The sequence below is a fragment of the Gynuella sunshinyii YC6258 genome (genome assembly GCF_000940805.1).
Classification (GTDB): Bacteria; Pseudomonadota; Gammaproteobacteria; order Pseudomonadales; family Natronospirillaceae; genus Gynuella; species Gynuella sunshinyii.
The window spans coordinates 1,039,712-1,052,895 of the sequence record NZ_CP007142.1 but is presented as its reverse complement, the minus strand read 5'-3'; the positions used below and the strand labels follow the sequence as shown (position 1 = coordinate 1,052,895).

The window sequence follows — 13,184 nt, the reverse complement described above, 5'->3', positions numbered from 1 at the left end:
GCGGAGAAAAATTATGTTGGGTGGAATCAGTATCTGGCAACTGGCAATACTTCTGGTCATCGTTGTACTTATTTTTGGCACCAAAAAGCTCAAAAATATCGGTGGTGATCTGGGTGGGGCCATCAAGAGCTTCAAAACTGCCATGAATGAAGAGCAGAACAAACCTGAAGAAAAAACCGAACAAAGTAAAATTGAACAGAAGGATGCGGATTTCAATACTCAGGATTCCAGCAAAAAAACCGATAAGAGTCATTCATAGACCATGTTCGACATTGGTTTTTTAGAGCTTCTGTTGCTCGCCATCATCGCGATGGTCGTCATTGGCCCTGAACGCCTGCCGGGCGCAGCGCGTTCTGTGGGTCAGACCATTGGCAAAGTGCGGCGCTTTTTCAATTCCATCCAAAACCAGATTGAGCAGGAAATCCGACTGGAGGAACTCAATAAAAAGATAATGGCAGAAACCAAGGAGCTGGAAATAAAAGCCAATAATCTGACAAACAATCATCAAAAGCAGGCGCACAACACCCATCACCTGACAGAAAATCCTAACGCAGAGTCTGATGACTCAGCCAAAGAACCCCGAACATGACCGATAACCCCAATGATGTAGCCCAGCCGTTGGTTGCGCACCTTAAAGAATTGAGAGACCGACTGATCAAAACGATTATCGTCGTGATCGCCATATTTGCCGTTTTATATTATTTTGCCAATGACCTGTATGTCATTGTTTCAAAACCGCTTGAGCGCTTGTTACCCGAAAACATCGCTGATGTAGGGCTCATCGCAACAGGTGTGACAGCACCATTCCTGGTACCGCTAAAACTGACGCTGGTTACCGCTGTTTTCATTGCTATCCCGTTTATTCTTCATCAGACATGGGGTTTTATTGCACCTGCACTTTATAAACATGAGAAGAAGTTTGCCGTACCTTTATTAATTTCCAGTGTACTGTTGTTTTATTGCGGTATCGCTTTCGCCTATTTCGTGGTGCTTCCCATCATCTTTGGTTTTTTTGCCGCCATCTCCATTGAAGGCATTGCTTATCTGCCGGACATATCCAATGTTCTGGATTTTATTCTCAAAATTTTCTTTGCATTCGGAATTGCATTTGAGATACCTATCGCGACGTTTCTACTGGTGTGGGCAGGTATCGTTGAAATTGAAAGTCTTAGAAAAAAGAGACCCTATATTTTTGTTGGCTGTTTTGCTGTAGGCATGTTGGTCACCCCCCCTGACGTATTCTCACAAACCATTCTGGCATTACCCATGTGGCTGCTGTTTGAAATTGGCCTGATGTTCAGCCGATTTGCCACCAAGAGTAGAGAGTCAAACACTGCCAGCGCAGAAAATTAGCGGAAGAAGGGAGCTTCCTTCTTCCGCATCTGATCAGGGACTGGCTCGTTTCTTATGCACCCTTTCAAGATAAATGACATTTTTCTTCGGCGCTTTAAAGCTCGATTCCTGATGCAATTTAGCCAGATAACCATCAAGGTTAATATCATTGCGCAGGTGTTCGGATAATCCCTGAGTCTGATAGCGGATACGAGCAATTTTTTTCAGTTGACGATGACGCTCAAGACGTAGTTCAAAATGTTCACGGATTGATTTCAAAAACATTTTCATTTCTCCTGGTTTAGTTTAGATAAACACACCGGGAAATGACGACGGAAATCGGGATACGATTTAGTTTATTGAGGAAGATATCAAATCGATCTCAAACCGCGGTCATTTCCGCGGTTCAAGTTAATTTCAGATTAACGACTCGCGGATGTGAAAAGCTGAATTGCTATTGCAATGCAATGCTGGGCTTTGTCGGCATGTCATCACCATGCCAGCAACAGAGCCAGCGTTTGCAGCTGCGCTTGTTTTAAGCTGGAAATTGATCATGAAATGCCTCCATCGGCGAATAATGCGAATCGTGGTCGCAGAATAATTCAGGTGAAAAAACGGATCAAGCTTTTTGTTATATTTATATGCCTATTTAAACATGATATTGCGGACTCAATTCAACAACAGCATCGATAAACGCCTTCGCATGATCAGGATCCACAAACTGTTGAATACCATGACCAAGGTTGAAAACGTGTCCACTGCCACTTCCATATGCCGCCAGAATTCTGCTGACTTCGTGGTGAATTTTTTCTTTGGAACCATATAGAACAGCTGGATCCATATTCCCTTGTAACGCCACCTTATGGCCTACCTGCTGCCTGGCCTGACTCAGGTCTGTAGTCCAGTCGAGCCCTAGAGCATCAGCGCCGGTATCAGCCATGGCCGATAGCCATTGGCCTGCACCCTTGGTAAATAAAATAACAGGAACCTCACGCCCTTCATGACTGCGTATCAGGCCTGCGACAATTTTCTGCATATATTGCAGAGAGAATTCCAGATAGGCATCGTGAGCTAACGCCCCACCCCAGGTATCAAATATCTGTACCGCCTGCGCCCCAGCCTGGATCTGAGCATTCAGGTAATCAATGACGGAATCAGCCAGTATGTCGAGCAGTGCGTGCAGGGTTTGCGGATCACTGTAGAGCATCCCTTTGCTGTAACGGAATTCCTTCGAGCTGCCTCCTTCGATCATGTAGGTTGCCAGAGTCCAGGGACTGCCACTGAATCCGATCAATGGCACCCGGCCATTCAATTCCCGGCGAATCGTTTTGACCGCATTCAAAACATAATCCAGATCTGCAGCAGTGTTGAGCACTGTCAACGACTGTACATCGGCAGCCGTTCGAATAACCTTTTTGAACCTGGGCCCCTCTCCCGCTTCAAAATAAAGACCCAACCCCATAGCATCAGGAATCGTCAGAATATCCGAAAACAAAATAGCAGCATCCAGAGCATAACGCTCCAAGGGCTGCAAAGTGACTTCACATGCCAGATCTGCATTTTTACATAGACTCAGGAAATCCCCGGCCCGTTCCCGTGTAGCGCGGTATTCTGGCAAATAGCGCCCGGCCTGACGCATCATCCAGACAGGCGTTCGATCCACCGGTTGACGAAGAAGGGCTTTCAGGAAACGGTCATTTTTGAGTTCTGACATCAGAATAGGCTCTTGTAGAATTTTCGCGCTGCATTGTAACGAAAATTCTCTTGAGAGCTAAAGCGAAAAGCCATTTTGAGATGAAGCAAACATTCTTAGACGGTGGCCAAAAGGATGATCAGAATGAGATCGAAAAGCTCACAGCCAGCTGAAAATTCACCCCCCAACCAACTTTTATTTCGTATTTGGTTGGGAGGCAAGCAATCGATGATACCTTAAGGCACCAAAGTAATACTCAGATCCCCGGTTGAAATACCCCCACCAGTGTATCTCAAGGTCAATGTTTCCGAGGATCCACTGATAGCATTAACCGTCACAGATCCATCGGGATTCACCTCAGAGCTGGCCGGTCTAGAAACCCAGGTAAACGATGGACTCTGTATACCGTCTACCCATCTTAATTTCGGATAAAACCGATTTACATCCGAAATCGAGACCCTATTTGTCCCCGCAACCGGATCGGCGTTAGCGATATAGGCATCATTTGCTCCGGTAACTTCCAAAACAGTAGCCAGTTCTTCATAAGGCGTTCCCAACGGAGGGACGTACTTTTCATCTGTTGGGTCCTTTATTGTTGAAACTTTAGAGGTCAATGAGAAACTATTACCCGCACTATTGGATGAAAAGACAACCGTAAAATCTCCTTCCCGACCGGTGAAAGCAAACCGATATACGTACTGGTTATCCGCTGTTACGCGATCTGTGATAGCCCGAATCTGATCCTGTATCAGGGTATCTGCAAAATCCACAGTGCTTTGCGCCAGATCGATTGTTCTGACCACTTCGGAGTTTTCTGCCAGAGTCGCATCCTGCTCTGCGACTGCGAACTGTCCTTTAGGTACATAGTAAAACACCGGTTTTTTTAGCAGATCCATTTCATCAATGCTCAAGTTGGTAGCCGTTGTTCCTGGGTACCTCAGCAGTGACTGTGACTCAATCGCATCCTCAATCAACTCCTTATTAAATGTGGACTGATATGCCGTGTGTTTGCCGGTGGAAAACAAAATCAGCTGACTCAGATTAATGCCATTGGCGGTTATACGGTCAACCAAGTCATTGTCACCATCATCCCGGAAGTTATAAATTGGATCGTCTTCATTGTCACGATATCGTCCCATCGCTTCTATCACACCACGGTATAAATTAGTGGTTAGCGAAAATTCTGTTTTTAGGGAGGTTGCCACAGAATCCAACACTGCTTCGATATTGGTACCGTTATTGGGTGTGAAGCCACTGGTGAGTTCAGTACCTTCATCTGAAAAAGTCCAAACCGTAAAAATTTGATTCTTAATGGTGGAATTACTGCTGGCCCTGGCTTTGGATAGGTAATCTTTGAGTTCAGCAATTAATTTATCAATCTCATTATCTGTTAAATCATCTGTACTACCTGATAAATCAAAGACCAGCGCGGTATTCAGGGTGATAGGGTTACCTACAACTTTCTGCAGCATGGGAAAACTTTCAGACGAAATAGACTCCGGATCATCACCATCAGCAGATACCGTGGTCAGAAAGTCCGACTCTGTTGCCGTAGAAACAGGTGCCAATGTGGCCGCATCTACCGGGTTAACCATGTAATGCCATATATAAGGATCCGTGCCTTCTCCCTGAAAAAAATCATCTTGATCTGACCCTGAAAACTCTTTATGCCGCTCCAATACCATCAAGGGCAAGTAGCTGATACCTTCAGCTCCAGAACCAGTTCCGCCGCCATCAGTACCACCACCGTCACCGCTGCCGCCATCACCACCACCAGATGATGTTGTACCGTCATCGCCATAAACAGAGTCACCACCACAGCCAGAGACAAACAGCGTCGCTACCAGGAAAAAGATTGAGGAAAATCTAAACAAGAGTTGCATAAGCCTGCCCTTCATCAAGTTATACGTCCATGAAGACTGAAGGCGTCAACATACTATAAAAAATATAAACCCGCCAAAAAAAGCATACTCAGTTCCATCAAAAACGAGATCAAATCGTATTTTTTCTTTTTGGGGTTATCAAATGACCGACGTTAGAGTGTTAATCGTTATGCAATACGACAGACTTCGACCTTAAATGTCACTTACGTCACAGTAAGGATTGTGAGAGCGGAAAAACTCAGAATATGTTCAATGAGTTTAAAAAGAACGCCGTAATTTGGCTTTGACGGATAGCAGAAATACTGGCAGAGACCTCCTTGTCTCCTGCCGACTTCTTTGAAAATTAAAACTGACTAAAAAACGTCCAAATTGCTGAGGATTGGAAAGGTGGCGTCGAATGTCCGCCAGACCATGGACACCACACAACTGGATACCCAGCGTCACACCCCTGATATTCCACACAAGGTGATGGTTCGACCGGTAAGGTTGTATTCGAGCAATGATTGGCAGCAACATAACTATCTTTGGCGGCCACACCATTGTCGTATCCGACGAAATCGTCATAGATGCCATGCGCGATCCATGCTGCCATCGGTTTTCCACTGTCGCTATAGGGTGTCCAAAGTGCTCCGGACATTGGTGCAATGGCGCGAAACACTCCGGCCATTTCATGACCGACCGCAAAAGACATCATGCCACCGTAACTCCAGCCAACGGAAAAAATCCGGTTCTTATCAACACAGAGTTCGTTTTCGAACTGCTCAAGCATGGCTCGCAGAAAGTTCATATCACGGCCATTGGTATTCGGCCATCCGTTATCATCTTCACCATTAGGCGATACATATCGATCTGCTGCTACAAAGATCGCTGAACCATTCGAAAGGTCTTTCAAACCGTAATAGGCACCATTTGCAACATTATCAGCAGAACCACCCAACCAATGCCAGCCGAAGATAAGCCGATAGGGTTTGTTGCTATCATAATTACCTGGGATATCGAGAATATATTCCCGCTTTTGACCATTAACATCCATGGAATGACGGCCGGATGACAATGAAGTAGTAACACCACAACCTGCCGAGCTGTCCGTCCCAACCGGTGGTTCATACGATCCATCGTCCACTGATACGGGAACCAGCGACCATTTCTGCCCACTCTCACCCTTCCATGTATTCATTCTAATATCACCACCGGCCTCGGTATTGTTCTGCCAGACAGAAACCACTTTATTACTCAGAACAGAAGTAATTGAATACAAATCATTACCAACATTATCAATATGCCAGCGCTGATTATCTGTTGCGTTAAAGGTCCATTGCAGCAACTCTGCCCCATCTTCGGTGGAGTAATTATATACATCCAGTGATTTACCACTATGAACGGCTCTTATAGAGTAACTGCCATCATCCATTAGCTTGATATCAAATTTCTGATTATTAGCGCCGGTATAACTGAATTGAAGAATGTTGGCACCATTGTCGGTACTTTTTTCAGCAACATCCATGTATAGACCACTTAGAGATGAAACGATGTTATATCGACCTGTTATATCAGGCGTTTCAGTGTTATCACCTGATCCACCGTTACCATCATTTCCTGTCGAGCCACCGTTACCAGTATCACCTCCAGTGTTATTGTTGTCGCCAGTACCGGTATCATCTCCATTGTCACCATTGTCATTTCCGGTATCAGATCCCCCCTGATCGCCCTCGCCACCACTGCCAGTATCACCACCAGTGTTATTATTGTCGCCAGTACCGGTATCATTTCCATTGTCACCATTATCATTTCCGGTATCGGATCCACCCTGACCGCCCTCGCCACCACTGCCTGCAGATCCACTGCCACTGGAGCCTCCTGTATCATTGGAAGCATCATTATTGCCGTTATCATTACTTTGATCAGAGTGATTCTGATCATTCCCAGAATCACTCTGATCTCCGGATGTTATATCAACATTACAACCGGAAAATAGCATAGTAACTACCAAAAACAGAATTGAAGAAAATCTATATATCACTCGCATGTCTCTGCCTTTTTTTTGTTAACTGTCTAACATTTTTAAGTGCACATCTTTTTACCTGCATCGAGTATATAAACCAGCTAACAAAACAAGCAGAGCACAAATAAAAAAACGCGACATAGTCGCGTTTTTTTCAGAATGAATAACAATTTTTGATAACTAAATATCTAAATAATCCAGAATGCCTTCGGCAGCTTTGCGTCCTTCATAGATTGCCGTCACTACCAGGTCAGATCCTCTTACCATATCTCCTCCAGCAAAAACTTTTGGATTACTTGTCTGGAACGAAAACTCAGATTCTTCTGCAGCCTGTACACGCTGCCAGTCATCCAGGTGAACATCATTACCGACCAGCCATTCAGGAGGATTAGGTTGAAAACCGAAAGCGATAATAACAGCATCTGCTGGCAGAATTTCCTCACTGCCGGGAACAGCTTGAGGCCTGCGACGTCCTTTTTCATCCGGTTCGCCCAACTCGGTCGTAATGACCTTAATGCCTTCAACCTTACCGTCACCCACAATTTCCACTGGCTGCCGGTTAAACAGAAATTTCACACCCTCTTCTTTGGCATTCGTAACTTCACGTCTGGAACCCGGCATATTTTCCTGGTCGCGACGATAAGCACAGGTAACGGTTTTGGCACCCTGACGAACAGCTGTGCGGTTACAGTCCATCGCAGTATCACCACCGCCCAATACCACCACTCGCTTACCTTTCATATCAACAAAATCGTCCAGGCTTTGTTCCCAGCCACGACAATGATTGACATTGGAAATAAGGTAAGGCAGTGCCTCATGAACACCTGGAAGATCTTCACCCGGAAAACCTCCTTTCATATACTTATAAGTGCCCATCCCAAGAAACACAGCATCGTATTCCGCTAACAGGGATTCAAAACTGACATCCTTGCCGATTTCAGTATTTAGACGGAACTCTATACCCATCTCAGAGAATATTTCGCGACGCCGCGACATCACTGTCTTTTCGAGTTTGAATTCTGGAATACCAAAAGTCAGCAGACCACCGATCTCCGGATAGCGATCAAATACTACTGGTTTGACACCATTTCGCACCAGCACATCCGCACAGCCTATTCCAGCGGGGCCGGCACCAATTACAGCTACTTTTTTATCAGTCCAGACCACTTTGGACATATCCGGCTTCCATCCCATCGCCAGAGCGGTATCAGTAATATATTTTTCCGTTGAACCGATGGTAACTGCACCAAATCCATCATTCAGCGTACAAGCACCTTCACACAAACGGTCCTGTGGACACACCCGCCCACACACTTCAGGCAAGGAATTGGTTTGATGGCTCAATTCCACCGCTTCCAGGATGTTGCCTTCTGAAGCCAGCGCCAGCCAGTTGGGAATATAATTATGAACCGGACATTTCCATTCACAATAAGGATTACCGCAATCCAGACAACGATGAGCCTGAGCTGAGACCTGCTTTGGTTGAAATGGCTGATAGATTTCAACGAATTCATTTTTACGGACTCTCAGCGCCTTTTTCGTGGGATCCTGACGACCGACATCGATAAACTGAAAGACATTATTGAGTCTTTGTTGAGACATAATTCTGTTCCTCTAAGTCAGATATCAGTTATTCCGGACGAGCCCGGGTACTGCTTAACAACTGCTCCAAGCTGGCAGCTTTGGGTTTTACCAGCCAGAAGCGATACACATAGTCATCGAAGTTATCCAGCAGCTCTGCTCCCCAGGCACTGCGTGTTTCTTCAGTATGCTGAGCCACCACTTCATACAGGTATTTGCGATAATCTTCCATGGCCTCAGAGCTGACCCTGTGAATATCCACCAGCTCCCTGTTGTAACGGTCAGGAAAACGATTATCGAGATCCAGTACAAAAGCGAAACCACCGGTCATACCTGCACCAAAGTTGCCGCCGGTTTTACCCAGTACAGCCACCATTCCACCAGTCATATATTCGCAGCAGTGATCTCCAGCACCTTCTACAACCGCATGCGCTCCTGAGTTTCGGACAGCAAAACGTTCTCCCGCGGTACCTGCAGCATAAAGGTGTCCACCTGTCGCACCGTACAAGCAGGTATTACCGATAATGGAGGTCTCTTGTGTACTGAATGAACTGCCTTTTGGTGGCCGGATAACCAATTTTCCGCCGGTCATCCCTTTGCCAACATAGTCATTGGCATCCCCATCCAGAATCATGTGTAAGCCACCGGCATTCCAGACACCAAAACTCTGTCCGGCAACCCCCGACAGATTCAGCGTGATCGGCTGCCCCACCATCCCCTGATTGCCATAACGCCGGGCAATTTCACCGGAGACTCTGGCTCCGATTGATCGATCACAGTTGCAAACATCAAAACTGAATGTGCCGCCGCTTTTTTCAGCTATCGCAGGCAGGACTTCAGCAACCATTTGTTCGGCTTTTTCACCCTGATCAAATGGCTGATTTCGATGAACTTGCACAGTGTGCGGTTTATCTTTCATGACCGGATCACTGAACAGGATCGGACTCAGGTCCAGACAAGCCTGACGATCCGTCACGCCTTTTTTAGCCGTCAGTAATTCAGTATGGCCAATGATTTCCTCAAGCGTTCTGAACCCTAACTCTGCCAGCAGCTCTCTGACTTCTTCTGCAACAAAATGGAAATAGTTTTTAACCATTTCAACAGTCCCACGGAAGTGGTTGGCCCGCAGCGCATCATCTTGAGTCGCCACCCCTGTGGCACAGTTATTCAAGTGACAGATCCGCAGATACTTACAACCAAGGGCAACCATGGGAATAGTGCCAAAACCAAAACTTTCGGCACCGAGAATAGCAGCCTTTATGACATCCATTCCGGTTTTCAGCCCCCCATCTGTCTGCAGCCGCACCTTATCGCGAAGGTCATTGCCACGAAGAGTCTGATGAGCTTCACTCAGCCCAAGCTCCCAGGGCGACCCGGCATGCTTGATGGAAGTCAGCGGACTGGCAGCGGTACCACCGTCGTAGCCTGAGATGGTAATCAAATCTGCGTACGCTTTGGCAACACCGGCGGCCACGGTTCCAACACCTGGCTCTGAGACCAGTTTTACTGAAATCAACGCCTCAGGATTGACTTGTTTTAAATCGAAGATCAACTGCGCCAGATCCTCGATAGAATAGATGTCATGATGCGGTGGTGGAGAAATCAGTGTGACACCCGGTACAGCAAAGCGTAGCGTTGCAATTAGCTTATTAACTTTACCACCCGGTAACTGACCGCCTTCTCCTGGCTTGGCTCCCTGAGCAACTTTGATCTGAATAACTTCGGCATTAACCAAATACTCAGCAGTCACACCAAAACGCCCTGAAGCCACCTGTTTGATCTTGGAGCGTTTAATAGTGCCATGACGGGCCGGGTCCTCACCACCTTCTCCTGAGTTTGAGCGACCACCCATTTCATTCATGGCAACAGCCAATGCCTCATGAGCTTCGGGAGACAATGCTCCCAAGGACATGGCTGCCGTGTCGAAACGCTTCAACAGACTTTCAGCGGATTCTACCTCTGAAACCGGAATACGTTTTTGAGGATTTAAGGCGAATAAATCCCGGAGAGTTGCGGGGTGACGTTCATTGACCAACGCCGCAAAATCCCGATATCGCCCAGCATCGTTGTTCTGTACAGCATCCTGGATCGCCATGACCACATCCGGATTGAAAGCATGATATTCACCATCGTGAACATACTTCAGAAGACCACCGGTGCGGATAGGCTTGCGTGCTTTAAAAGCATCTTTGGCCAGTAACTTGAGATCCTGTTCAAAATGTTCAAACCGGGCACCTTCGATACGACTGGTAACCCCTTTAAAACAAATACCCACAACCTCTGAGCTTAATCCCACGGCCTCGAACAATTGAGCTCCACGATAAGAGGCCACTGTCGAAATTCCCATCTTCGACATGATTTTGAACAGCCCTTTATCGATGCCTTTACGATAGTTCTTATATAAGGCCGTTGGATTACCAATCAGGTCCCCGGCTTTGATCATATTATCCAGCACTTCATAGGCCAGATACGGATATACGGCCGTGGCACCAAAACCGATCACCACCGCAAACTGGTGCGGATCTCTTATGGCGCCGGTATCAAGCACCACATTGGTATTGCAACGCAAGCCCTTGTCCACCAGACGATGGTGAGCTGCGCCAGTCGCCATTGCCGCGGGAACCGGCAAACGACCAGCTTCGATATTGCGATCAGACAGGATGACAATGGCCACGCCTTCTCTGGATGCTTGTTCAGCCAGATCGGCAATTCGAATCACAGCATCCTTCAGAACTTCCTGACTGGCATCATAAGTAATATCAATGACGCGGTGGCTGAATTCTTCCCGATCAATATGCAACAGCGCCTGATACTTCATTGGCGACAGCACCGGCGAACTCAGAATAAACCGCCGGGCACAATCCTCAGTGACATTAAACAGATTACGCTCAGGACCAAGACAGGTCTCCAGAGACATAACAATAGATTCCCGAATCGGGTCAATCGGCGGATTAGTAACCTGGGCAAACTGTTGACGAAAATAGTCTGTCATAGGACGAACCCGGGTCGACAATACGGCCATAGGTGCGTCATCACCCATAGACCCCACTGCTTCCTGTCCGGTTTCTGCCAATGAACGCAATACCTGCTCCCGCTCTTCGCGAGTCACCTGGAACATTTTCTGGTGAATACTTAATTGCTCTGCAGACAAAGATGCGCCTTCTGCTTCTTCTGAGTGCTGCAGGTTTGAACGCAACCGTACCGCATGTTTTTTTAGCCACTGCTTGTATGGATAGCGTGACTTCAAACGGTTATCGATTTCTTCGGTTTCGAGAAACTCACCAGTGTGAGTATCCACTGCCATAATCCGACCGGGACCAACACGACCTTTGGAGATCACGTCTTCTGGTTTGTAATTCCAGACACCGATTTCTGAGGCCAGCGTAATGTATCCGTTTTTATGTATCATCCAGCGAGCTGGACGCAGCCCATTACGATCCAATAAACAAATGGCATAACGACCATCCGTCAATACCACACCCGCCGGCCCATCCCATGGTTCCATATGCATGGAGTTAAGTTCATAAAACGCTTTTAGATCCGAATCGATATGCTCCACGTTCTGCCAGGCAGGCGGAATCATGGTCCTTACTGCACGGAATACATCCATTCCACCAGTCAGTAGCAGATCCAGCATGTTATCCATTGATGACGAGTCAGAGCCGGTAATATTGACGACTGGCTGCAATTCTTCGAGATTTGGCAACAGATCGGTCTGGAATTTCGGCGCACGGGCTCTGGCCCAATTACGGTTTCCCTGAATCGTGTTGATTTCACCGTTATGAGCGAGGAACCGGAACGGCTGGGCCAAGGGCCAGCGAGGCATGGTATTGGTCGAAAAACGCTGATGGAATACGACAATAGCGGTTTCAACCAAGGGATTACCCAGATCAGGATAGAAACTAGGCAAGTCCACAGGCATCATCAGCCCTTTATAGGACAGTACCTGTTCAGCCAGAGAGCAAATATAAAAATGATCTGAATTTTCTTCGACAGCAATTTCTGCTTTTCGGCGTGCCGTGAATAACTTAACCGCAAACTGTTGCTCCGACAGACCACTACCAACCACAAATATCTGCTCAATTCTTGGCATACAGGCCAAAGCCATTGGTCCAAGGCAATCTGGATTTACGGGTACTTCCCGCCAGCCCACGACTTCAAGCCCCTGATCAGTAAGGGTCTGAGCCAAGGCAGCTTTACCCTTACTGTAGATGGCAGTATCCGGATGCATGAACACCATGCCTACAGCATAGCGTTCCCCTAATTCAACATTAAACAGAGCTTTGGCTTCCGAACGCAGAAAGGCATCAGGCCGCTGAATCAAAAGGCCGCAACCGTCACCTGTCTTACCATCTGCCGCAATGCCACCGCGATGGGTCATACATGTTAATGATTCGATAGCTGTTTGTAATAACTCGTGGCTGGCCTGCCCTTGCATATGGGCTAGTAAACCAAAACCACAGTTATCTCGAAATTCCTGAGGATTAAATAGACCTGCATGCATAAACTTGACTCTCATGCGCTGAATTGAAACAGACCAGAAGAGGCGGATAGAGACCCGCTATATTCAGGTATTTATGCCCTTTTTGCCTTCAGCAGCTCCAAGCGTTCCGACGGTAAAATGTTACCCGGTAACTACCTGATTAATACTTTTATATCGACATCGAAAGAGCTTTCGACCGAGGACGCCCAT

General features: G+C 46.9%; 9 protein-coding genes. 3 read left to right on the top strand and 6 right to left on the bottom strand.

Annotated elements, in window-relative coordinates:
- Positions 1-13 precede the first annotated feature (13 nt).
- Genes tatA through tatC form a run of 3 tightly spaced genes read left to right on the top strand, consistent with a single transcriptional unit; the run spans position 14 to position 1,353 of the window.
- Positions 14-259 (top strand): Sec-independent protein translocase subunit TatA, encoded by a 246-nt coding sequence (gene tatA, locus YC6258_RS04650; protein WP_044616008.1) that lies wholly within the window; start codon positions 14-16, stop codon positions 257-259.
- A gap of 3 nt (positions 260-262) precedes the next feature.
- Positions 263-589: a Sec-independent protein translocase protein TatB gene (gene tatB / locus YC6258_RS04645; RefSeq protein WP_052830059.1), complete on the top strand. Its 327-nt coding sequence runs from the start codon at positions 263-265 to the stop codon at positions 587-589.
- Positions 586-1,353: a twin-arginine translocase subunit TatC gene (gene tatC, locus YC6258_RS04640; RefSeq protein ID WP_044616007.1), complete on the top strand. Its 768-nt coding sequence runs from the start codon at positions 586-588 to the stop codon at positions 1,351-1,353. Before tatB ends, tatC begins: the two co-directional genes overlap by 4 nt.
- 33 nt (positions 1,354-1,386) lie before the next feature.
- Here tatC and YC6258_RS04635 read toward each other — a convergent pair whose 3' ends face one another.
- The 6 genes from YC6258_RS04635 to gltB form a co-directional block, all read right to left on the bottom strand.
- Positions 1,387-1,617, bottom strand: coding sequence for a hypothetical protein (locus tag YC6258_RS04635; protein WP_044616006.1), 231 nt, complete (start codon positions 1,615-1,617; stop codon positions 1,387-1,389).
- 364 nt (positions 1,618-1,981) lie between these two features.
- Positions 1,982-3,046 (bottom strand): uroporphyrinogen decarboxylase, encoded by a 1,065-nt coding sequence (gene hemE, locus YC6258_RS04630; RefSeq protein ID WP_044616005.1) that lies wholly within the window; start codon positions 3,044-3,046, stop codon positions 1,982-1,984.
- A 215-nt stretch (positions 3,047-3,261) separates the two neighbouring features.
- Complete coding sequence (locus YC6258_RS04625; protein WP_044616004.1) at positions 3,262-4,908, bottom strand: hypothetical protein; 1,647 nt, start codon at positions 4,906-4,908, stop codon at positions 3,262-3,264.
- Between the two features lie 343 nt (positions 4,909-5,251).
- On the bottom strand, positions 5,252-6,886 hold the full coding sequence (locus YC6258_RS27020; protein ID WP_052830058.1) for an RICIN domain-containing protein: 1,635 nt from the start codon (positions 6,884-6,886) through the stop codon (positions 5,252-5,254).
- Positions 6,887-7,090: 204 nt separating this feature from the next.
- Positions 7,091-8,512, bottom strand: coding sequence for an FAD-dependent oxidoreductase (locus YC6258_RS04615; RefSeq protein WP_044616003.1), 1,422 nt, complete (start codon positions 8,510-8,512; stop codon positions 7,091-7,093).
- A gap of 28 nt (positions 8,513-8,540) precedes the next feature.
- Entirely contained in the window at positions 8,541-12,995 is a 4,455-nt protein-coding gene (gltB, locus tag YC6258_RS04610) for a glutamate synthase large subunit (RefSeq protein ID WP_044616002.1), read from the bottom strand.
- Between the last annotated feature and the right edge of the window lie 189 nt (positions 12,996-13,184).